We start from the raw sequence: 21,545 nt of genomic DNA on the forward strand, positions 1-21,545 counted from the left end.
TCCTTCGGTCAACGCCCGCCAATTATCAGTCCCTTGGGTGTAGCCATCTGGTGCATGCCTCACGGGCAGCCCAGAAGCGCCTTGTCGGGCGGACGGTGGCGCTGGCAGGGTCGTCGGCAATCGTCCTCGAATGCTGGACAGGTGAATTCCATGCGCATTCTGGTTACCGGCGGGGCAGGTTTCATTGGTTCGCACTATGTGCGCAGCCTCCTCGGCAACGATCTGCTCGGCCGCGCGGTGGAACGGCTCACCGTGCTCGACAACCTGACTTATGCCGGAGACAAGAGCAATATCGCGCCACATCTGGCCGATCCGCGCCTGACGTTCGTGCACGGCGACATCAGCGATCCGGAAGTGGTCGGCGCCGTCATGGCCGGCCAGGACGTCGTGGTGCACTTCGCCGCCGAATCGCACGTCGACCGGTCCATCGCCGAAGCGTCGGTCTTCGTCCGTACGAACGTGCTCGGCACAGAGGTGCTGCTCAGCGCGGCCCGACGGCATGAGGTCGGCACCTTTGTGCATGTCTCGACCGACGAGGTCTACGGCTCGCTGGAGCGGGGCTCATGGCCCGAGACCGACCCGGTGAACCCCAACTCGCCCTATGCGGCAAGCAAGGCGTCCTCGGACCTCCTGGCCCTCGCGTACCACCGTACGTACGGAATGGACGTACGGATCACGCGCTGCTCCAACAACTACGGCCCGTACCAATTCCCCGAGAAGGTCATCCCGTTGTTCGTGACCAATCTCCTCGAAGGGAAGAAGGTACCGCTCTACGGCGACGGAACGAACGTGCGCGACTGGCTGCATGTCGACGACCACTGCCGCGGTATCCAGCTGGTGGTGGAGAAGGGGCAGCCGGGTGAGATCTACAACATCGGCGGCGGACAGGAGTTGGCCAACATTGAACTGGCCGATCTGCTCCTCGATGCCCTGGGCCACAGCCGGGAAATGATCGAGTACGTCGAGGACCGCAAAGGACACGACCGCCGCTACTCCGTGGACTGGTCGAAGGCGCGCGCGGAAATCGGCTATGAGCCCCGGCACGACTTCTCATCCGGACTCGCCGACACCATCGACTGGTACCGGGAAAACCGCGACTGGTGGACAGCACTGAAGAAAAGGTGAATCGCTGATGCGTGGAATCATCCTGGCGGGCGGCGCCGGCACCCGGCTTCGGCCGCTGACCTCGGTGACATCGAAACAGCTGCTCCCGGTCTACGACAAGCCCATGATCTACTACCCGCTCTCCGTCCTGCTGCTGGCGGGGATCCGCGAGATCCTGATCATCACCACCCCCGAGAGCCGTGAGGACTTCCACCGGCTGCTCGGGGACGGCGAGCGGCTCGGTATCCGGCTCGAGTACGCCCAGCAGGACGAGCCGCGTGGCCTGGCCGACGCATTTCTGCTCGGCCGCCGCTTCATCGGTGACGACCAGGTCTGCCTGGTGCTGGGCGACAACATCTTCCACGGCCAGGATCTGCCGACCACCGTCCGCAAGGAGGTCGCGCAGCTCGAGGGGGCGACTCTTTTCGGCTATCAGGTCGACGATCCGCAGCGGTACGGCATCGCGGTACTGGACGAGGAGGGCCGGCTGCTCGACATCGAGGAGAAGCCTGCCGAACCCAAGTCGGACCTGGCGGTCACCGGCCTCTACCTTTACGACAACGATGTGGTGTCGTACGCGGCGGAGCTGTCGCCCTCCGCGCGCGGCGAACTGGAGATCACCGACATCAACCGGCGCTATGTGGAGCAGGGCAGGGCGCGGCTGGTGAATCTGGGATCCGGTACGGCATGGCTGGACACCGGCACCCACGACAGCCTCTTCGAGGCGGCCGGCTATGTGCATGCCGTGCAGACGAGGCAGGGGGTGCAGATCGCCTGTATCGAGGAGGTCGCCTTCCAGATGGGATTCATCGGCGCCGCCGATGTGGCCAACAGCATCGACACCTATGGGCGTTCGTCGGACTACGGACGTCATCTGGCGCGGCTGCTGGCCTGAACGGGACCGCAGGACACAGATGGATGGCCGTCCCCGGGTGCGGGGACGGCCATCTGTCGTGTGGTGGTTCAGAAACTGGTGGTTCAGGAACTGATGCTTCAGGAGCCGGTGGTGTCAGGAGGTGCCGGCGCCTGCCGTGGTGAGCTTCTGCGACAGCAGGTTCAGCACATCGTCGAGGGTGTGCTCGACGGTGATCTCCTCCTCGTCGACCGGGATGGAGAACTCGTTCTCCAGGGCGGTGGCGAACTCCACCAGGGCCAGCGAGTCGAACTCCAGGGACTCCAGCGTCGGGCTGTCCGCCAGTGCGGCGGGCTCGAGGCCGAACGTGGAGACCAGTATTCCGGTCACCCGGCTCTTCAGGTCGCTCATGGGTCACTTCTCCTCATCGGTGGTTGACGTCAAGCGGTGACTGCGGTGACATCCGGCCAGCGCAGCACGGTCGAGGCCCAGGTCAGCCCGCCGCCGAAGGCCGTGAGCAGGACGCCCTGACCCTGCCGGAGAGTGCCGGAGGCGGCGGCGTCGGCGAGCGCGAGCGGGATCGAGGCGGCGGAGGTGTTGCCCACCCGCTCGATCTGGGAGACGAGCCGCTCGTTCGGGATCTCCAGTTCCGCGGCGACGGCGTCGAGGATGCGCTGGTTCGCCTGGTGGGCGACGACGTGATCGAGGGTGTCGGTGGTCCAGCCCGCGCTCGCCAGCACCCGCCGTGCGGACTGCGACATATGGGCCACGGCATTGCGGTAGACCCGCTTGCCCTGCATCTGGAAGTAGTGGTCGGCCCGTTCGACGATCTGCCGCGGGGCCGAACGCTGCCGGGAACCGCCCGCGGGCACCGTGATCAGATCGGCGAGTGCGCCGTCGCTGCCCAGGTCGTACGGTCCGAGCGCGCCCTCCTCGTCCGCTCTGCCGGCACGGAGCACCACGGCGCCCGCCCCGTCCCCGAACACCGCACGGGTGGTGCGGTCCTGCGGGTCCAGGATGGTCGAGTACGCGTCCGCGCCGATCACCAGCACCCGCTCGGCGATGCCGGCGGCGATGAATCCCGAGGCGACGGCGAGGCTGTAGACGAATCCGCTGCACACGGCCGACACATCGAAGGCGGGTACGGGGCCGAGGCCGAGTCGTCCGGCCACATCGGGTGCGGTGGCCGGGCAGGGCCTGTCCGGCGTGGTGGTGGCCACCACCAGCGCGTCCACGTCCGAGGCGCCGGCCGACTTCAGGGCGCGCAGGCCCGCTTCGACGGCGAGGTCCGAGGTGGCCATGCCCTCGTCGATCACATGCCGCTGGGCGATGCCCGTACGGCTGCGGATCCATTCGTCGCTGGTGTCCAGTTCGGCGGAGAGCTCATGGTTGGTGACCACTCGGGCCGGCAGCCAGGAACCGATACCGGTGATGACCGCGGCCCTGTGGTGACTTTCCGGTTCTGAAACCATGTCATTCATCCCCTTGTCGAAGCCTCGTCGAAGTCTTCCAAGTGGTGCCGGATATAGGGAATTCCATGGAAGCTTGCTTCGAAAGTATTCATTGAATTGAGCGATCGTCAACGAGTATCTAGGCGATGCTTGCAGGTCACATCGGGCGGCGTAGCCGATCGGCCACCCCGGTCTGGCAGTTGTGCCGCGGGAATTCAGGAAACTAATGTCCATGACGTACTTCCTGTGCGGTTGTTACGCCGCAATTACCGGGAGAGGAACAGTAGATGAGCACCCACGTCATGGTGGTCGCGGACCGCTTCACAGGCTTTGTGCACTCGGACGACGTCCGCACCATCTCCGGGCTGACCGCGGAGATCAACAAGGGCGTGTTCGACGACGGACAGGGCGAGGTCCTGCTGCACGGCGGCCAGGGCGTCGGCAGCTTCGAGCGCGGTTACCTCCAGCAGGCCATCGACCGGCGCAAACTGACCGACCGGATCCGCTTCACCGGCGAGCAGGTGGAGCCGGAGGGCCGCGATGTAGTGCACAAACACAGCGAGAACAACGTTCTGCTGGCCAACCTCCGCCACGTGGACGGCGCGCGTTACACCGCGGACATCCGGGTGCACGGCGACAACGAACTGCTGCTGGACCACCAGACCGGAGAGCATGTCCAGGGCATGGTCATCGTCGAGGCGGTGCGCCAGCTGTTCGTCGGAGTCTTCGAGTGCGGGTACCGCAACCGCTGGCCGCTCAGCGATTTCTACATCGTCTGGAACTCCATGAACCTGACGTTCGAGAACTTCCTCTTCCCGCTTCCCGCGCAAATACGATGCACAGTGAACGAACTTTCGGTCGACAAGCCGGAAAGGCAGCTGGACTTCGCCCTCGATGTGGAGCTGTATCAGAGCGGAAAACTGACGGCTTCCGGCAGGGTCGGATTCTCCGGATTTCCCAGCCAGAAGATCGCCGTACTCGAGCGTCGCAAGGCCCAGAAGGCGCTCAAGGGTCTTCTTGAGACCAGCGCCTGACCTCTTCACTTCTCACTCCCTTTTCCAGGAGGAATCCTCGTGTCCGCACGCCTGTTGCTCGTGACCGAAGTGCCGGTGCAGAGCGAAGAGATCGACAAGACCATCGCGGCCTGGACCGCGCACAACGCCGCCTTCGAGCACCCCGGCTCCGTGCTCTACCGCTCGCTCGACGACGCGGGTCTGCTGGTGGAGCTGACTCCGGTCAGTGGCCTCGCGGAGATCGCCGAGCGCGATGCGGCCCAGCGGGAGCTGGCGGCCACCATCGCGCCCGCTCTGGCCGGCGACTTCCGCCGCCAGGTCGTCGAGTTCGTCGAGGCGCCGAAGGACACCGACGATCCGCTGCCGGCGACTCCGTACATCCAGCTGAGGCATGTCGAGGTCAAGCCGCCGGTGCACGAGGCCTACCGGGAGTGGCGGGACCGCACGATCTTCGACGTCGTACGCACACACGACGAGGTCGAGGTCTTCCTCGCCTACCACTCCCTGCTGAGCACCGAGCCCGGAGTGCTGTTCGTCTCCGGATTCTCCGTCGAACCCGACGTCTACCAGGCGGTGTTTACCTCTCCCCGGTACCAGGACATCGTCAGGCAGGCCGGGGATACGTACATCACCGACCGGGGTCTCTACACCCGGATCTACGCCCGCGTCGAGAACTGAGGGGCCGCAACGATGACTGAGCTGAAGGAGACGGACCGTGATGTGGCCGTCGTCAGCGGCGCCACCGGCGGAATCGGCGGCGCGGTCGTGGAGCGGCTGGCCGCGGACGGGGCACGCGTGGTGCTGCTCGGCCGTGACGCGGCCCGGCTGGAAGCGGCCCGCAAGCGCATCGCCGAGCGGCTCGCCGAGAGTGGCGACGGAACGCACGAGCTCACTGCCGTGGTCCTCGACATCAACGAGACCGCGTCGGTCGAAGAGGGCATCGCCTGGGTGTTGGGGCGTTTCGGCCGGATCGACGTGCTGGTGAACGCCGCGGGCGACGGACCGGTGGCTCCCCTGCTCGAGTCCACCGACGAGCAGTGGAACACCACGGTCAACAGCAAGCTGTTCGGCGCGATACGGCTCACCAGGGCCGTCGCCCGGACCATGGTGGAACGCGGAGCGGGCCGGATCGTCTTCATCAACGGCTCGTTCCGCCGCGAGCCCGATCCGCTCTTTGTGATCAACGGAGTCACCAACGCCGGGCTCGGCGGCTTCGCCAAGGCGATCTCCCGCGACCTGGGCAGGAGCGGACTGCGGGTCAACACCGTGGACCCGGGTGCGACCGACACCGATCTGTGGACGCAGACCCTCGCGGACCTCGGCCGGCGCTTCGGCATCAGCCCCGAGCAGGTGGGCGAGGACTTCCTCGGCAAGACGCCGTACGGATCACTGCCGACGCCCGCCGATGTCGCCGAGGCGGTGGCCTATCTCGTGTCGCCCGGCGCCGCGCAGATCAACGGTGCCTCGATCACCGTCGACGGCGGCGCCTCGGTGGCGCTGTAGGTGGAGGAAGCCGAGATGGTCACCACGGCCCAGACATCCCCCTCCGCTGCCGAGCGTTCCAGGGCGGCGGCCTGGCGCGCGGCCGTCGTCGCCGCGGCCGCGACCTGCTGCGCGGTCTCCACGATCTATATGACGCAGCCGGTCTTCCCCGAGATCGCCGCATCACTGAAGGTCGGCCCGGAGGACGCCCGGTTGGTCTTCACCGTGGCGAGCTTCGCGTACGCCCTGTCGTTCTTTCTCTTCGGGCCGCTCTCCGACCGGTTCAGCAGCAAGGTGCTGGGCGGCAGCGGAGCGCTGACAGTCGCCGCGCTGATCTCCTTTGCGGCGGTGGTGCCCGACTTCGGCGTGTTCGCGCTGCTGCTCGCCGTGGCCGGGATCGCGGCCGCCGCGGTACCGGCCGCGATGATCGCGCTGATGCCAAGGATCGCTCCCGACGGTCTGGTCGGTGTCTTCTTCGGACTGATCATCGGGGCCACGGTCGCCGGCATCACCCTCGGGCGCTCCTTCACCGGCGTCGTCGCCGGGTGGGCCGACTGGCACAGGGCGGTGCTGCTGCTCGCGGCGCTCAATGTGCTGACCGCGGTGCTGCTGCGCCTGCTGCCGACACCGCGCGCGGGCGACCGCCGGACCCGCAAGCCGGTGGGGCAGGCGTATCTGGCGGCGCTGCGGATGTTCGGACAGGGGCCCGTGGTGCGGCTGTTCGGGGTCGGGGCGCTGCTGTTCTTCGGCTATCTCGGACTCGTCACGTTTCTGACGTACCGGCTGCAGGGCGCCCCCTTCCACTTCAGCGCCGGTGCGATCGGCACGGTGAGCCTGATCGGTCTGACCGGCGTGCTGGGTGCACCGCTGGCCGGACGGCTGAGCAGTCGGATCGCGCCGCGCCATGTGGTGCTGCTGGGCCTCGGCCTGGTGCTGGCCGGTGTCGCCGCGCTCGGGGCGGCGTCGGGCACCGCGCTGCTGGTCGTCGGGATGCTGCTGCTCTTCCTGGGTGTCTTCTCGTGCCAGCCGGCCGTGCTGGTGCTGCTGGCCCAGTCCGTGCCGCAGGAACAGCGCGGCGCCGCCTCGTCCATGTACATGCTCGTCTGTCTGCTCGCGGGCAGCGCCGCCAGCGCCGCGCTCGGCCCGGTGTGGACCGGCGGCGGCTGGGGTGCCGTGGTGGCCACCGGTGCGGGCTCCGTGGGACTCGCGGCCGCACTGGCGGCGCTCGGTTTCCGGGACAACACAGCAGAAGGGAGTGGTTCGCGATGAGCCGTTCGCGGAGCTACCGGCTCAGCCCCACCACCCAGGGGCCGTCGTATCCGCCCAGTGAAATCGTCGACGCCGAAGGCGACTTCGTGGTGATCGGAATGATCAACCGGGAGGGGCCCTCGGGCAGTGTCGAACGGTCCTGGGGATCAGCGATCGTCAGCCCCAAGAGCGATCTGCCGGCGTTCGGCGAGCAGCTCCCGTACACCGTCGTACGCGAGCTGGGCAGCGAACTCGACCCGGCGGACCGGGACATGGTGCTGCATACGCTTCCGCTTCCACTGCCGTGCAACAACTACCCGATGGTCTTCGCACCCGAGCAGCGGCCCGACGCGAACGAGATCGTACGGCCGAGCTATCCGCTCCATCAGGCGCCGATCCCCGATCTGCGGCCGGAGGACGGGCCCAAGGTGACCGAGCCGATCACGCTCGGCCGGTGGGTCCAGGCGGAGGGGGTGCTGGAGGTGGAACTCACCCCGGACGGCCGCGGCGCCGTATTCCGGATGGAGTTCGGCGGGCTGGTCCCGAGCAGCCTCTACACCGTGATGTCCCTGCGTCAGCACGACCTGGACCCGGCAGGGCCCACCAGGCCCGGTCCGCTGGGTGTGCCCAATGTCTTCGTCACCGACGAGGACGGCAGCGCGAGTTACCGCGCGACCATGCCGCATCCCTTCCCGGCGCCCGGCACACCGGGAGCGAACCGGATCATCAATGTCGTGGTGCTGTGGATGAGTTATCAGCAGAACTACGGCGGTGCCATCGGCTGGTTCGGTCTGGGCGGCGATATTCATGCCCAGTTGAAACTTCAGAAGCCGGAATTTCACGAATTCGTAACGACGGAATGAATTGAGGTTGGTGGCTGTGCCGTTCATCACTGTGACCACGTGGCCGAATCAGACGGATGAGAAGAGTCAGGAGCTGATCGAGGAGATCACCAAGGCCACACACAAGGTCACCGGAGCGCCGCTCGACAAGATAGCGGTGGTCATTCAGGAGATTCCCCAGAATCGCTGGGGCGAGGGTGGGATCATGGCTACGAACCCGGAATTTCCGGAGTTGAGCCGGCGCCGGAAGTGAGCCGGCGCAGGTCCTGAACCATGGAACAAGGAGTCATCCAGGCATGGCAGTTGAGTCTCACGACGATGGGAAGGACCGCTACAGCAGGGGGTTGGCAATCCTGCAGCAGCTCGCCGCCGAGGAACGTCCTTCGGTGCTCGACAGCTTCTCCGACATCGCCCCCGACCTCGGTCGGTTCACGGTCGAGTTTCCTTACGGCGATATCTACGCACGGTCCTCACTCACCCTGCGGCAGAGGCAGCTCGCGACGGTGGGCGCCCTGACGGCTCTCGGGCATGCCGCACCGCAGCTGAAGTTCCATATTCACGGAGCGCTCAATATCGGTGTGACGCGGCGTGAGATTGTCGAGGCGATCCTTCATGTTGTGGTGTACGCGGGATTCCCTGCGGCCATCAACGGTCTGAATGTTGCCAAGGCGGTGTTCGCGGAGCGTACGGACGACAGTGACGAAGCCCCGCACGCCGTCAGCGAGAGCGACGACGCGCCGCGCTATGACCGCGGCTGGGACGCGCTCGCCGAGATCGACGGCGACGCGGGCGAGGCGGTGATCGAGAGCCTCAAGGACATCGCTCCCGATCTCGCCCGCTACATCGTGGAGTTCTCCTTCGGGGACATCTACACACGCGGCGGTCTCGACCTGCATGCCCGTGAGGTGGTGACGATCGCCGCGTGCACCGCGCTGGGTACGGCCCGTCCCCAGCTCAAGGTGCATGTGAACGGGCTGCTCAATGTCGGCGGCACCCAGGACGAGGTCGTGGAGACCATCCTGCAGATGGCTGTCTACGCGGGCTTCCCCGCCGCGATCAACGGCATCACGGCCGCCCGCGAGGTCTTCGCGGAGCGGGCGGCGCATTCGGGCCCGTCCGGCGATTGAGGACACACCGGTTGCCGGACGGGCCCGTCACCGACTAGGGCCTCAGGTTCGGGAACGCGCGGGCGGCCCGCGGCGGTACGGCAAAGGTCGCCCGGCTCCGTACCTCCATCACGGAGTTGATGCCGTTGTTGCGGCGGACCCCGATGTCGCCGTGATGCCCGCGCGCGTCGGCCGCGTTCATCACCGCGCGGGTGGCGTTGAAGTCCTCCATGGTGCGCTGCAGGGACACGAAATGTGTCCCGGGCGCACCATGGTCGAGCGTCGCGAAGTCGCGCCGGTTGATGCGGGGGCGTCCGTACAGCCTGGCGCGGCCGGTGGCCTGCGCATGTCCCACCTGTCCGTGCGCAACGGCCAGCGCCGGCAGCCGGTCCGCGTCGCTCTCCGCGTCGTCCACCAGCTTCTCGGCCTCGTCGGCGCCGATGCCGGGCGCGTACATCCGGGCACTGCGGGTGTCGCGGTCCTGCTCGTACCAGCTGTCGAGGTCGAGCTCGATATGGCTCACATGCATGGTGGTGCCGCCGGCCAGCGGGCCTTCGGGGACGGTGATGCTCTCCTCGGTCGCCTGGTTGCCGCGCAGCCCCGAGTGGAAGCCGAGCAGCAGCGGCGCCTTCGGGGAGAGCCCGCGCTCGGGCAGCCGCTCGGCGGGCAGCCCCCTCCCGACGAAACCGGTGCGTACCTCGCGTATCCGCAGCCGGGCGCGCTGGTCGAGCGGGCCGGGTCCGAAGAGCGCGTCGGTGACCTCCGCGAGGCGGTCCTCGTCGTCGGACGCAAGATGCAGACAGGCGGCGATGTCCTCCAGCTTCGGGTTCTCCCAGCGGGCCATCGGGATGGCGCGGGGCACGGGGGAGCGGATGGCGGTGTGCTGCGCGTACCAGCCGAACCCCCAGCCCAGGCAGGTCAGCAGTCCGTCGGGTCCGTGCGGGAAACGCTCCTCCAGGGCGGCGAGCGCACCCTCGAGGCGCTCGGCGTCCGCGGCGGTGGGGTGGTCCACGACGTCGAGCATGAGCAGCCGGTGGAAGCGCGGGGCGAGCGGACGGCCCTCCTCGTCGGTGAGAAAGGTCGATTCCCATGCGTGCTGGGCCTCGGGCAGCTTCATACGAGTTCCTTGTCGGGGTCGGGTCCGGTGTACGCATCGGGCTGGAGGCGGGCGTATGCGGCTGCCCAGTCGGCAGGCGGCGTGCCCGGCTCGCTGAACAGCCCGAAGGTCGTACGGACGGCGCTCCCGCTCTCGATGGCCGCGATCAGTGCCACGGCAATGTCCGCTCGGGAGACCATGCCGTCGGCGTGCGGATCCTGGGTGAGGGTGATGGCGTGCGCACCGGGTGGATCGTCGGTGAGCCAGGTGGGGCGGACGATCGTGTACGGCAGCCCGCTGGCGCGCAGATCCTCTTCGGAGGCGATCCTGGCGGGCAGCTGGGTGGCATCGACCCGGCTCAGCGGGTGAGCCCTGCCATGACCGACGACGAACGAGCTGACCAGCATGATGCGCGGGGGCGTGGGCAGTTCGGCAGCGGCGGCGAGCAGGGTACGCATGGCCTGCTGGGCGTGCAGCCGGGCATCGCCGCGCTTGGGGACGAGGACGGCGGCGTCGGCGCCGGTGAGTGCCCGGCGGACGGGTCCGACCTCGTCATAGGTGCCGAGTCGGCCTACGTCATGACCCCTGGCGCCTGCGAGTTCCGCGAAGTGCACCGCGGTGGTGCCGGGCGACATGGTCCCGGCGATGACGAGTCTCATGTCAGCACGGTAGGAGCGGGAAACGACGGAGGGGAAAGACCGCGCTGGTCTCAACTCATAGGCAGCGGTTATGAATTCACCGCGATCCGTATGCTGGCTCCATGATTCCGGAGGCCAGGCTGCTGCGCTATTTCCTGGCCGTCGCCGAGGAACGGAACTTCACCCGCGCCGCCGAGCAACTGCACATCGCGCAACCGGCGTTGAGCGCGCAGATCCGCCGCCTGGAGTCCCAGCTGGGTGTACGGCTGCTGGAGCGGACCACCCGCGTGGTGCGGCTGACCGAAGCGGGCCGCGCGGTCCAGGAACGTGGCCCGGCCGCGCTGGCGGCGCTCGCCGAGGTCTGGGACGCCGCGCGCCGCGCGGGCCGCGGCGAGCTGGGCCGGATCCGGATCGTCTACAGCGCGAGCACCGGGTACGGCACCGTCCCCTACCTGGTGGAGTCCCTGCACCGGCACCACCCCGACATCGAGGTGAGCGCCGAGATGCTCCGCACGCCCGATATCGGTCGGGCCGTGCTGGAGGGCCGTGCCGATGTCGGTATCGCGCGTACTCCGGAGCCGGCCGAGGGTGTGCGCGTGCGGCCGCTGCGCTGGGAGCGCAGAGGGATCCTGGTCGCCTCGGGCCATCCGCTCGCGGCCGCCGCACCGGTCGTCGACCCGGCGGCGATCGCCGCGTTCCCGGTGCTGGCGCATCCGCGCGAGGCCAACCCGGCCCACTACGACGAGCTGGTCGAGCTGTTCCGCCGGGCCGGCGTACGGCCCCGGCTGGTCGAACGGCCGGTGGCATTCGATCCCACCCAGCGCGTACTGCGCGACGCGGAGACCGTCGCCCTGGTCGGCGAGGCCTCCGCGGACGGACTCGCACCGTGGCTGCGGTGGCTGCCGCTGGCCGAGCCCCACGACCGGCTGCTGGTCGCGCTCGTGCTGCCGGACCTCGCGCCCCCGTCGGCCGAGCGTTTCGAGCGGGTGGCACTCGAGGCGGCGGCGGAGGCGGGCTGGCTGCCCGGTTGACACGGTCCACCGGGTGTCGTCACAACGAGACGCCGACGCGGATCGCGTCGGCGTCTCGGGCACTGCGGGGCCGGATCAGTCGCGCTGGGTGCCCTTCGGCAGGGTCCGCAGCTCCATGGTCCGCGCGGTGCTGGAACCGAAGCCGAAGTCCAGCAGCTTGCCCGCGTCGGTGAATCGGACGTTGGGGTCGGCTTCGCCGAGGAGGACTCCGACGTAGGTCTTGGTGCCGCGGGTGGCCGCGAAGACCAGGCAGTAGCCCGCCGCCGAGCCGGAGCCGGTCTTCACACCGACGGCGCCGCTGTAGGAGCCGAGCAGCTTGTTGGTGTTGTACCAGGTGTACGTGCGGGTGCCGCCGGTGCTCGTCGTGGCGGTCGTCTTGTACTGCGTCGCCTTGACGACATCGCGGAGGGTGGCACTGCTGAAGGCGTGCCGGGCCATCTTCGCGAGGTCGGCCGGGGTCGTGTAGTTGCTGCCTGCCGAAGAGATGCCGTCGAACGAGTCGTACTTGGTGTTCTTCAGACCGAGCTGGGTGGCCTTCGCGTTCATCTTCCCGATGAACGACTTGGTGCGCGCGGCGGTCGTCGTGCCGGTGCCGAAGGTGTCGGCCAGCGCGTACGCGGCATCACAGCCGGAGGGCAGCATCAGCGCGGACAGCAGCTGACGGACAGTCACCTTGTCGCCCGTCTTCAGGTCCGCGGTGCTCGCGCCCTCCCGGACGACGTAGTCGCGGTACGCCTGCTTGATGGTCACCTTGCGGTTGAGGTCGACACCGGGGGTGGTGAGGACCACGATCGCGGTCGTGACCTTCGTCGTGCTGGCCATCTGGCGGCGGATGTCGTTGGCCTTGCCGTAGACCGCCTTGCCCGTCGCCTGGTCCAGCAGGAAGCCGCCCTTGGCGTTTATGGCCGGGATCGGCTGCGCCGCCTGGGCGGGCGCGGCGAGGGGGGAGGCCGTCAGCAGCAGGCCTCCCGCAAGGACGACCGTGGCGGCTCTGCGCAGGCCGGTGTGACTGGACATCAAAGGGAACGCTCCGAATCCGCGAATGGGTTGAAAAGGGATCAAAAGAACCCGGGGTGCAAGGAGGGTCTCGATACGAGACACATGAGTACGCCAAAGGGATGTACGCGACGGCACGATAGTTGTGTCCACTTCGTGCGCCCGGGCCCCGTCCTGCATCGTGGACCCGGCTTTCTGATGCACCTGTGTTGTATCTAAGCTGTGCGCATGCCCGCCGCCGCTCCCGCCGCAGAACGCGTCTACACCCACATCAAGCAAGCAGTCCTCGACCGTCGTTACGAGGGCGGCACTCTCCTCACCGAGGGCGAGCTGGCCGACGCGGTCGGCGTCTCGCGCACCCCCGTCCGTGAGGCGCTGCTCAAGCTCGAGGTCGAGGGTCTGATCAAGCTCTATCCGAAGAAGGGCGCACTCGTGCTCGCCGTCTCCGCGCAGGAGATCGCGGATGTGGTGGAGACCCGCCTGCTGGTCGAGGAGCACGCGGCCCGCAAGGCCGTACCGGCGTCGCCGCGGCTGCTCGCCCGGCTCGAAGAGCTCCTTGAGCAGCAGAAGCGGCAGGGCGAGGCGGGCGACCTGGCGGCCGTCGCCGTCACCGACCGCTGTTTCCACGCCGAGATCGTACGCAGCGGAGGCAACGAGATCCTCTCCCGCCTCTACGACCAACTGCGCGACCGCCAGCTGCGGATGGGCGTCGCCGTGATGCACTCCCACCCCGACCGGATCGCCAAGAACGTCGCCGAACACAGCGAGATCCTCGAAGCCCTGCGCGCCGGCGACCCGGACGCGGCAGCCGCGCTCGTGCACCGGCACGTCGGCTGGTTCAGCAATCTGGCGCGGGGCGAGGTCCGGTGAGCGCCTCCGCCGTCGCGCTGCCCGGCGATCCACCCGGCGGCCGCCGCGCCGCCGCGGTGTGGGGCATCGGCGTCGCCGTCTACTTCGTCGCCGTCATCTTCCGTACGTCGCTGGGCGTCGCCGGCCTCGACGCCGCCGACCGCTTCGACGTCAACGCCTCCGCACTCTCCACCTTCTCCATCCTTCAGCTGCTGGTCTACGCCGGGATGCAGATACCCGTCGGTCTGATGGTCGACCGCCTGGGCACAAAGAAGGTCCTGACCCTCGGCGTGGTGCTGTTCACCGTCGGGCAGCTGGGCTTCGCGCTCTCACCGTCGTACGGGACGGCACTCGCCTCGCGCGCGCTGCTCGGCTGCGGCGACGCCATGACCTTCATCAGCGTGCTGCGGCTCGGCTCGCGCTGGTTCCCGGCCCGGCGCGGACCGCTGATCGGGCAGGTCGCCGCGCTCTTCGGGATGGCGGGCAACCTTGTCTCGACCGTCGTCATCGCCCGCATGCTGCACGGCCTCGGCTGGACCGCCACCTTCGCGGGCAGCGCGGCAGCCGGACTGGTCGTGCTGGTGCTGCTGTCGCTCTTCCTCAAGGACCACCCGGAGGGCCACGAGCCACCGCCCGCCCAGCACGCGGGATCCGCGTTCGTACGGAAGCAGATCGCCGAGTCCTGGCGTGAACCCGGCACCCGTCTCGGCATGTGGGTGCACTTCACCACCCAGTTCCCCGCCATGGTGTTCCTGCTGCTGTGGGGGATGCCGTTCCTGGTCGAGGCACAGGGTCTCTCCAGGGAGACCGCCGGTGAGCTGCTGACGCTGGTGGTGCTCTGCAACATGGTGGTCGGGCTGGTGTACGGGCAGGTGATCGCCCGGCACCACGCGGCACGGGTCCCGCTGGCCCTCGGCACGGTCGGCGCGACCGCGCTGCTGTGGGCAACCACCATCGCGTACCCCGGTGACCGGGCCCCGATGTGGCTGCTGATCACCCTGTGCACGGTGCTCGGGGCGTGCGGGCCCGCGTCGATGATCGGGTTCGACTTCGCCCGGCCGGCCAATCCGCCTCAGCGGCAGGGGACGGCGTCGGGAATCGTCAACATGGGTGGTTTCGTGGCCTCGATGACGACGCTGCTGGCGGTCGGGGTGCTGCTGGACGCGACCGGCGACAACTACCGGATCGCGTTCTCGTCGGTGTTCGTGCTGGAGACGCTGGGCATCGCGCAGATTCTGCGGCTGCGGGCGCGCACGGTACGGCGGGAGCGGGAGCGGCTGGTGGCGAGCCGGGTGGAGGCCGTGCACGTACCGGTGTGAGCGTGTGAGGGGTCCCCGGCGGACGACGGCGCCCCGCCGGCCGCCGACCGGTGAAACCCGACCCTGAAACCCGACCCTGAAACCCGACCGCTGAAACCCGACCGCTGAAAACCGACCGCTGAATCCCGACCGGTGGAGGTCGCCCCCGGGCGACCCGCCCGGCGCGCCTACGGCGTAACCGCGAACTCCCGCAGGATCGCGGCCGCCAGTTCGGCGTCACCGTCCACCTTGACCCGGTCCGACACCGCGCTCGCCCGCACCCGGCCGCAGGCCAGCCGGTAGAAGGTCTCCCAGTCCAGCGCGAGGGTCACCACGGGGCCGAGCGAGGGCGCGCCGTCGACCGTGCCGCGGCCGTCCGCGTCCACCCGCACCGTACGGAGGAATTCGAGCGGGCCGTGCACATCGAAGACGACGGCCGAGTTGGCCGGGGCGCCCGCGTCCTTGGCCACCACCTTGGGCAGGGCTTCCAGAAGGCAGTCACGGGCGATGTAGGCGCCGGGGGAGTCGAGGTTGCCCGGCTTGCCCAGCGCCGACCGCAGATCCTGCTCATGCACCCAGGTGTCGAATGCGCGCATCCGGATGGCCAGTTCGAGAGTCTGCTCGGCGCCCAGCGGGGCGCGGACCATGGTGTCGGGGGTGCGGCTCTCATTGCGCAGCTGACGGGCCCGGCGGATGATCGTGTACTCCAGTTCGGAGGTCATCTCCGGCGCCGTGTGGTGCCGGCGCACATCGACCTGCATCTCCATGTAGCGGGTGAACTCGCTCTGCACATGGTAGAGATCACGCGGCAGTGTGTGGATGGGCCGCGGATCGCCGAGCATCTCGCACTCCATGCCGATGACATGCGAGACCAGGTCGCGCACGGACCAGCCGGGGCACGGCGTGGGCCGGTTCCACTCGCCCTCGACGAGCGGCTGCACCAGCTCGGCTATCGATTCAATGGAGTGGGTCCAGGCATCGGCGTAGGTCTGGAGGCTGGGATGGACGGTCACGGGACCCCTCGGCGGTTCTGCGGTACGCGGGCTGGGCTGCTGACTGCTGGGCTGCGTGGGAGGCTCGGCAGTTAAGTTACGCTGCCGGACGGCAGCCCGGCAGTGCTTTCGTGTGACGATCGTAGGCCCGTGATGACGGCTCGAATGCCAGGACGGTGGTAGTGTGCGCGCCTCCCTCATCCAGATCGCAGTAGACCCGGACGAATCGGTCAATTCCCGCAGACGGCGCGTCGCCTCGCTCGTGCGCGACCAGCGGGGCGCCGACCTGGTGGTGCTTCCGGAGTTGTGGCCCGTCGGGGCGTTCGCCTATGAGTCGTTCGCCGACGAGGCCGAATCGCCGGCCGGTGCGACGTACGAGGTGATGGCGAAGGCCGCGAGCGACGCCGGAGTGTGGCTGCACGCGGGCTCCGTCGTCGAGCGCGCCCCGGACGGCACCTTCTACAACACCTCCCTCGTCATCTCCCCCACGGGCGATCTTGCCCGCACATACCGGAAGATCCACCGCTTCGGCTTCGACAAGGGTGAGGCGGTGATGATGGGCGCGGGCGACGAGCTCGTGACCGTCGCGCTGCCCGGGACCGAGTCGTCGCCGGGGCTCACATTGGGCCTCGCGACCTGCTACGACCTGCGTTTCCCGGAGCTGTTCCGAGGTCTGGTGGACGCCGGGGCGCAGGCGTTCGTCGTCCCGGCGGGCTGGCCGGCCCGCCGCCGCGAGCACTGGCGGCTGCTGGCCCGCGCCCGCGCCGTGGAGAACCAGGCGTACGTCCTGGCCTGCGGCACCGCAGGCACCCACGCCGGCGTCGAGCAGGCCGGACACAGCATCGTGGTCGACCCCTGGGGCGAGATCCTCGCCGAGGCGGGCCCGGACGAAGAGGTCCTGAGCGTCGAGCTGGACCCGGCCAAGGTCGGGACGACACGGGAGCAGTTCCCCGTACTCAAGGACCGCCGGCTGGGGCTCGCGGAACCCCGCCGCCCCTAGGCACCTGTGGCGGGGGTGTTCGCCTACCCGTCCCTTCCCGTAACTGGGGGGCAGGCCCCAGGCCCCCGCACGCCCTTCGGGGGTGCGGGGTCCGGGGTGGAGCCCCGTCGGCGAGGCCTAGTCGTCGTCGCCCGCTCGCTCCTTCTCCGCCATATGGATCACGCAGACCGCGACCGCGATCATGAGCGGCGCGTCCGCGTCCTCCCGTACGACGTTCACGGCGTGCGTCTCCCGCACCCGGAACCACTGCCGGGAGATGTGGGCCAGCAGCTCGCCGTCGTACTCGACCGTGAACTCCCGGTCCAGGATCCGTCCGCTGACATCGAGCTCGGTGCCCTCGACGAGCGTCACGCGGTAGTGATTGCGCAGCAGCGACAGCCGCTTCTTACGGATGGTGGCGAGCGGCTTGTCGTCACGCTCGATGGTCATTGTGTCCCGCAGGCTGAGCAGCTTCTTGCGCAGCGTGATCAGGACCAGCCCGGTCGGATCCTTGAGCTCCAGGGTGTCCCGCAGGCTCAGCGCCTTGCCGTCGACGAGGAAGGCTTGGCGGCCGGCTTCGTCCTCGATCCAGTAGTCCTCGCCGATGGCGAAGATCTTGTCGCGCACGAGGTATTTCATGCCTGGAATGACTACCCCGCTCCGTGCTGTTGGATGGAGGTATGGCTACACGTGCACGCGTTCGGGCCCCCGAGCTGATCGGCAAGGGCGGCTGGCTCAACACAGGCGGAAAGCAGTACACCCTTGCTGACCTGCGAGGACGTATTGTCATTGTTGATTTTTGGACATTTTGCTGTATTAACTGCCTGCATGTCCTGGACGAGCTGCGGGAGCTCGAGGAGAAGCATCGCGACACCGTCGTGATCATCGGGGTCCACTCGCCGAAGTTCGTGCACGAGGCCGAGCACCAGGCCGTCGTCGACGCCGTCGAGCGCTACCAGGTGCACCACCCGGTACTCGACGACCCCGAGCTCGCCACCTGGAAGCAGTACGCCGTCCGGGCCTGGCCCACGCTCGTCGTCATCGACCCCGAGGGCTATATCGTCGCCCATCACGCCGGCGAGGGGCATGCCCACGCCATCGAGCAGCTTGTGGAGGAGCTCGAGGCCGAGCACGCCGCGAAGGGAACGCTGCGGCGCGGGGACGGGCCGTATGTCGCGCCCGAGCCGGTCGCCGGCGATCTGCGCTTCCCCGGCAAGGCCCTGCTGCTGCCCTCCGGGAACTTCCTCGTCTCCGACTCGACCCGGAATCAGCTGGTCGAGCTGGAGCCGGACGGTGAGAGCGTCGTACGGCGTATCAGCGGCACCGGCACCAGCACCAGCGGCGGCGGCGGCGAGTTCAACGAGCCGCAGGGCCTCGCGCTGCTGCCCGACGGCCGGGTCGCGGTCGCGGACACCGTGAACCACACCATCCGTGCGTACGACCCCGAAACCGGCGCGGTCGAGACTCTCGCAGGCACCGGCAAGCAGTGGTGGCAGGGCTCGCCGACGAGCGGCCCGGCACTCGATGTGTCGCTCTCCTCGCCGTGGGACGTGGCCTGGTGGGGCGGGCAGCTGTGGATCGCGATGGCGGGCGTCCACCAGCTGTGGACGTACGACCCGGCGGCCGGGACCGTGCAGGTCGCGGCCGGTACCACCAACGAAGGCCTCGTCGACGGGCCGGCGGCCGAGGCGTGGTTCGCGCAGCCGTCCGGGCTCGCGGCGACCGAGGACCGGCTGTGGATCGCCGACTCGGAGACCTCGGCGGTGCGCTGGATCGACCGCGATCTGGTGGTGCACACGGCGGTCGGCACCGGCCTCTTCGACTTCGGGCACCGGGACGGTGCCGCCGGGCAGGCGCTGCTGCAGCACCCGCTGGGTGTCACCGCGCTGCCCGACGGGTCGGTCGCCATCAGCGACACGTACAACCACGCGCTGCGCCGCTTCGATCCCGCGAGCGGTGAAGTGACCACGCTCGCCACCGACCTGCGGGAGCCGAGCGGCGCCGTGCTGGCCGGCGACGACATCGTGGTGGTGGAGTCCGCCAGGCACCGGCTGACCCGGCTGCGGCTGCCGGAGGAGGCGGTACGCGTCGAGGCCGTCGCCCACCGCACCCAGCGCGCCGCCACCGACGTCGCCCCGGGCAGGCTCCGGCTGGACGTGGTCTTCCAGGCCCCGGCCGGCCAGAAGCTCGACACCCGGTACGGCCCTTCGACCCGGCTGCTCGTCTCCTCGACCCCACCCGAGCTGCTGAGGAACGGGGAGGGCACGGGCACCGATCTCTCGCGCGAGCTGGAGATCGACCCGGCGGTGACCGAGGGCGTACTGCATGTCTCGGCGATGGCGGCGTCCTGTGACGACGACCCCGAGAACGAGTACCCGGCCTGCCATATGCACCAGCAGGACTGGGGTGTCCCGGTCCGGGTGAGCGCCGAGGGGACGACGCGGCTGCCGCTCGTACTGGCCGGGATGGACCAGGGGTAGGAGCGTGGGCCGCGGCCAGGGTGTTTGAGAAGTCCCGCCCTAGTGGAACAGGCCCTGCTTCTCGAGCTGTCGCCCTGCCGCGCCGTCCAGGCAGCCGGCCACCCACAGCCCGGGGTCGTACGTCGCCTTCAGTCCGCCCCGGCCCTCCGCCCGGAACCGCTCGCACCCGCCGGCCAGCAGGTCCTTCGCCTGCCGGCCGGTCGGGTCGTAGTGCCTGATGCGGTTGCCCTGGATGAAGCCCGCCTCGTACGAGATGTCCTGCGCCCAGGGCGGCCGTTCGTTGTACTGCTGGATCACCAGCCAGCAGGCCGCGAGCAGGACCGCGGCCGCCGAGGCGAACGCGAGGGACAGGGTGCGGCGCGACGGGCCCGGGTGGTGCGTCGCGCCGGCTGTCGGATGACCGAGCAGAACCATGGGCACCACCGTGCCGGGCCGGCCCTTTCCCGGATGTTTCGCGAATAGGCACGCCAACGCGTCAACACCCGTCCCGGCAGGGTTACTTGACGTCGACGGTGCCCGTGACCTTCGGGTTCATCAGGTGCGCGCTGTCCACGTCCATGTGCAGGGCGAAGATCGTGCCGTCGCCCCGCTCCTTGAAGCTCTTCTTGAACGTGCCGTTGGCCGCGGTCTTCACCTCGCCCAGCAGGTACGACTCCTTCGGCTTGCCCTTGGGTGAGAAGAAGATCATCACCTTCCTGCCGCCGTACGCCTTCCAGGCCGGCGCGGCGTGCTGCAGCGTGCCGGAGACGGCGATCGCGCCGCGCTTCTTCACCTTCGGCGTGACCTTGTAGTCCTTGATGCGGGTCGGGATGAGGCTCGCCTTGAGGACCGGGCTCACCGACCCCTGCACATTCGCGGAGCCGGAGTAGACCGCGCGGTAGTGGCCGGACGCCGGTGCGGGGATGTCCGCCAGGAAGTACCTGTCCTTGGTGAGCGTCAGCGTCTTGAGCTTCGCCCAGCCGTCCTTGCCGTTCTTGGACACCTGGATGTCGAGCTTGTTGTGCGGTCGCGGGGCGCCCTCGACCTCGAGCAGACCGGACACGGTCAGCTTTGAGTCGAAGCCGAGCTTGATCGCGAACTGGTCGATGGAGCTGTAGCCGGTGGTGCGGAAGGTGAGCGGGGCGGTCGGCTTGTTGGAGAACCAGTCGCCGTAGCTCACCTTCAGCTGCCGCTTGTCGCCCGCGAAGGGGATCTTCGTCTCGAGGCTGAAACGCCCGTCCTTGTCGGTGACTGCGCTCCCCTCCCACGTCCCCGCCGCGTTCACGACCTCCACGTCCGCGTAATTCGTCGTCTTCCAGACGCCGTTGAGCTCGTACTCGACCTTGCCGATGACCTTGACCGGCGCGCCGAACCTGCCGCTGAACTCGGACGTGTCGAGCGTGACGCGGGCGGGCAGGCCCTTGGGCGCGACCTGCAGCAGCTCGCTCGACAGATAGCCGTAGGACGCACGGACCGGGCTGGGCCGGGAGTTCGCGATGAACCAGTCGGAGAACCTGCCGTCCGCGTCCGTCCGCACGACCTCGTCGTAGGACCCGTTGTGGATGCGCACGCTCGAATCGGCGACGGGCTTGCTCTCGTGCGTGATGGGCTGCCACTCGGCGAGCCGGCCGCTCGCGGTGACCAACATGTCGTCGACGGTCGGGTTGGGCCGGTCGACCCCGAATTCCTGGAAATACTTCCTGGCCCTGTAGTCGTACGTGCCGACGTCCTTGAGGGTCGTCTCGTCGCCGTCGGACTCCCTGACGATCAGGTCGACCGCGAATAGGCCGGTGATCTCGAGCTTGACGTCCTTCTTGGTGATCCAGTCGCCCGTCTTCCGGTCGCCCGATGCGAGCTCGAAGTCATGGACCCATTCGACGGCCACGTTCTCGCCCGGCTTGTGGACGACGGCGCTGATACCGGTCACGTCGCTGTCGGTCTTCAGGTCGTCGACGAAGAGGCGGCCGAACTGCTTGTCGTGGCCGGAGACTTTGAGGGCGGTCGGCCCCGCAGCGGCGACGGCGGTGGCGGGCACCGCGAGTACACCCAGTACCACAGAGGTGGACAGGGCAAAGGAAATGCTGCGCTTCACGTGTGCGTCCCCCCGG

Annotated in this window: 23 protein-coding genes; 14 read left to right on the top strand and 9 right to left on the bottom strand. The window is 68.6% G+C overall.

Going from position 1 to position 21,545, the window contains the following annotated elements; translation table 11 throughout:
* Window positions 1-150: 150 nt before the first annotated feature.
* Both rfbB and rfbA read left to right on the top strand, forming a co-directional pair.
* The gene (gene rfbB, locus OG735_RS21975; protein WP_327324882.1) at window positions 151-1,125 is read left to right on the top strand and encodes a dTDP-glucose 4,6-dehydratase; all 975 of its coding nucleotides are present in this window, start codon (window positions 151-153) and stop codon (window positions 1,123-1,125) included.
* Between the two features lie 7 nt (window positions 1,126-1,132).
* Window positions 1,133-1,999 (top strand): glucose-1-phosphate thymidylyltransferase RfbA, encoded by an 867-nt coding sequence (gene rfbA / locus OG735_RS21980; protein WP_327324883.1) that lies wholly within the window; start codon window positions 1,133-1,135, stop codon window positions 1,997-1,999.
* A 114-nt stretch (window positions 2,000-2,113) separates the two neighbouring features.
* Here rfbA and OG735_RS21985 read toward each other — a convergent pair whose 3' ends face one another.
* Together OG735_RS21985 and OG735_RS21990 are read right to left on the bottom strand one after the other, a co-directional pair.
* Window positions 2,114-2,368, bottom strand: coding sequence for an acyl carrier protein (locus OG735_RS21985; RefSeq protein ID WP_327324884.1), 255 nt, complete (start codon window positions 2,366-2,368; stop codon window positions 2,114-2,116).
* Window positions 2,369-2,397: 29 nt separating this feature from the next.
* Complete coding sequence (locus tag OG735_RS21990) at window positions 2,398-3,429, bottom strand: beta-ketoacyl-ACP synthase III (RefSeq protein ID WP_327324885.1); 1,032 nt, start codon at window positions 3,427-3,429, stop codon at window positions 2,398-2,400.
* A gap of 266 nt (window positions 3,430-3,695) precedes the next feature.
* On the opposite strand from OG735_RS21990, the gene OG735_RS21995 reads away from it, so the two are divergent.
* From OG735_RS21995 to OG735_RS22025, 7 genes are read left to right on the top strand one after another with little or no spacing between them, the layout of a single operon-like run.
* Window positions 3,696-4,442: an AfsA-related hotdog domain-containing protein gene (locus OG735_RS21995; RefSeq protein WP_327324886.1), complete on the top strand. Its 747-nt coding sequence runs from the start codon at window positions 3,696-3,698 to the stop codon at window positions 4,440-4,442.
* A 39-nt stretch (window positions 4,443-4,481) separates the two neighbouring features.
* A complete protein-coding gene (locus tag OG735_RS22000) occupies window positions 4,482-5,099 on the top strand; it encodes a hypothetical protein (protein WP_327324887.1) in 618 nt (205 codons plus the stop codon).
* Window positions 5,100-5,111: 12 nt separating this feature from the next.
* Window positions 5,112-5,924, top strand: a complete 813-nt coding sequence (locus OG735_RS22005) for an SDR family NAD(P)-dependent oxidoreductase (RefSeq protein WP_327324888.1) — start codon at window positions 5,112-5,114, stop codon at window positions 5,922-5,924.
* A gap of 15 nt (window positions 5,925-5,939) precedes the next feature.
* Window positions 5,940-7,172 (top strand): MFS transporter, encoded by a 1,233-nt coding sequence (locus OG735_RS22010; RefSeq protein WP_327324889.1) that lies wholly within the window; start codon window positions 5,940-5,942, stop codon window positions 7,170-7,172.
* Window positions 7,169-8,014 carry a hypothetical protein gene (locus OG735_RS22015; protein ID WP_327324890.1) on the top strand — a complete coding sequence of 282 codons (846 nt, stop codon included), beginning with the start codon at window positions 7,169-7,171 and terminating at the stop codon, window positions 8,012-8,014. The genes OG735_RS22010 and OG735_RS22015 overlap by 4 nt, the downstream gene beginning before the upstream one ends.
* Before the next feature lie 10 nt (window positions 8,015-8,024).
* Window positions 8,025-8,246 carry a tautomerase family protein gene (locus tag OG735_RS22020; RefSeq protein WP_327324891.1) on the top strand — a complete coding sequence of 74 codons (222 nt, stop codon included), beginning with the start codon at window positions 8,025-8,027 and terminating at the stop codon, window positions 8,244-8,246.
* A gap of 43 nt (window positions 8,247-8,289) precedes the next feature.
* Window positions 8,290-9,120, top strand: a complete 831-nt coding sequence (locus OG735_RS22025; RefSeq protein WP_327324892.1) for a carboxymuconolactone decarboxylase family protein — start codon at window positions 8,290-8,292, stop codon at window positions 9,118-9,120.
* A 34-nt stretch (window positions 9,121-9,154) separates the two neighbouring features.
* Here OG735_RS22025 and OG735_RS22030 read toward each other — a convergent pair whose 3' ends face one another.
* Window positions 9,155-10,216, bottom strand: coding sequence for a DUF7405 family protein (locus tag OG735_RS22030; protein WP_327324893.1), 1,062 nt, complete (start codon window positions 10,214-10,216; stop codon window positions 9,155-9,157).
* Window positions 10,213-10,854 carry an NAD(P)-binding oxidoreductase gene (locus OG735_RS22035; protein ID WP_327324894.1) on the bottom strand — a complete coding sequence of 214 codons (642 nt, stop codon included), beginning with the start codon at window positions 10,852-10,854 and terminating at the stop codon, window positions 10,213-10,215. Before OG735_RS22035 ends, OG735_RS22030 begins: the two co-directional genes overlap by 4 nt.
* Window positions 10,855-10,955: 101 nt before the next feature.
* On the opposite strand from OG735_RS22035, the gene OG735_RS22040 reads away from it, so the two are divergent.
* On the top strand, window positions 10,956-11,864 hold the full coding sequence (locus tag OG735_RS22040) for a LysR family transcriptional regulator (RefSeq protein ID WP_327324895.1): 909 nt from the start codon (window positions 10,956-10,958) through the stop codon (window positions 11,862-11,864).
* Window positions 11,865-11,939: 75 nt separating this feature from the next.
* On the opposite strand, the gene OG735_RS22045 is transcribed toward OG735_RS22040, so the two are convergent.
* Window positions 11,940-12,881, bottom strand: a complete 942-nt coding sequence (locus OG735_RS22045; protein WP_327324896.1) for a D-alanyl-D-alanine carboxypeptidase family protein — start codon at window positions 12,879-12,881, stop codon at window positions 11,940-11,942.
* A gap of 207 nt (window positions 12,882-13,088) precedes the next feature.
* Here OG735_RS22045 and OG735_RS22050 point away from each other — a divergent pair, with 207 nt between their 5' ends.
* Both OG735_RS22050 and OG735_RS22055 read left to right on the top strand, forming a co-directional pair.
* Window positions 13,089-13,730, top strand: coding sequence for a GntR family transcriptional regulator (locus tag OG735_RS22050; protein ID WP_327324897.1), 642 nt, complete (start codon window positions 13,089-13,091; stop codon window positions 13,728-13,730).
* Window positions 13,727-15,028 (top strand): MFS transporter, encoded by a 1,302-nt coding sequence (locus OG735_RS22055; RefSeq protein WP_327324898.1) that lies wholly within the window; start codon window positions 13,727-13,729, stop codon window positions 15,026-15,028. The genes OG735_RS22050 and OG735_RS22055 overlap by 4 nt, the downstream gene beginning before the upstream one ends.
* Before the next feature lie 167 nt (window positions 15,029-15,195).
* Here OG735_RS22055 and OG735_RS22060 read toward each other — a convergent pair whose 3' ends face one another.
* Window positions 15,196-16,020, bottom strand: coding sequence for a maleylpyruvate isomerase family mycothiol-dependent enzyme (locus OG735_RS22060; protein WP_327324899.1), 825 nt, complete (start codon window positions 16,018-16,020; stop codon window positions 15,196-15,198).
* A gap of 163 nt (window positions 16,021-16,183) precedes the next feature.
* On the opposite strand from OG735_RS22060, the gene OG735_RS22065 reads away from it, so the two are divergent.
* On the top strand, window positions 16,184-16,999 hold the full coding sequence (locus OG735_RS22065; protein WP_327324900.1) for a carbon-nitrogen family hydrolase: 816 nt from the start codon (window positions 16,184-16,186) through the stop codon (window positions 16,997-16,999).
* 117 nt (window positions 17,000-17,116) lie between these two features.
* Here OG735_RS22065 and OG735_RS22070 read toward each other — a convergent pair whose 3' ends face one another.
* Window positions 17,117-17,617: an LURP-one-related/scramblase family protein gene (locus OG735_RS22070; protein ID WP_327324901.1), complete on the bottom strand. Its 501-nt coding sequence runs from the start codon at window positions 17,615-17,617 to the stop codon at window positions 17,117-17,119.
* Window positions 17,618-17,658: 41 nt separating this feature from the next.
* On the opposite strand from OG735_RS22070, the gene OG735_RS22075 reads away from it, so the two are divergent.
* Window positions 17,659-19,458, top strand: a complete 1,800-nt coding sequence (locus tag OG735_RS22075) for an NHL domain-containing thioredoxin family protein (protein WP_327324902.1) — start codon at window positions 17,659-17,661, stop codon at window positions 19,456-19,458.
* 39 nt (window positions 19,459-19,497) lie between these two features.
* On the opposite strand, the gene OG735_RS22080 is transcribed toward OG735_RS22075, so the two are convergent.
* Window positions 19,498-19,872 carry a hypothetical protein gene (locus OG735_RS22080; RefSeq protein ID WP_327324903.1) on the bottom strand — a complete coding sequence of 125 codons (375 nt, stop codon included), beginning with the start codon at window positions 19,870-19,872 and terminating at the stop codon, window positions 19,498-19,500.
* A gap of 82 nt (window positions 19,873-19,954) precedes the next feature.
* A complete protein-coding gene (locus OG735_RS22085; RefSeq protein WP_327324904.1) occupies window positions 19,955-21,529 on the bottom strand; it encodes a hypothetical protein in 1,575 nt (524 codons plus the stop codon).
* Between the last annotated feature and the right edge of the window lie 16 nt (window positions 21,530-21,545).

It is taken from the genome of Streptomyces sp. NBC_01210, from assembly GCF_036010325.1.
Taxonomy (GTDB): Bacteria; Actinomycetota; Actinomycetes; order Streptomycetales; family Streptomycetaceae; genus Streptomyces.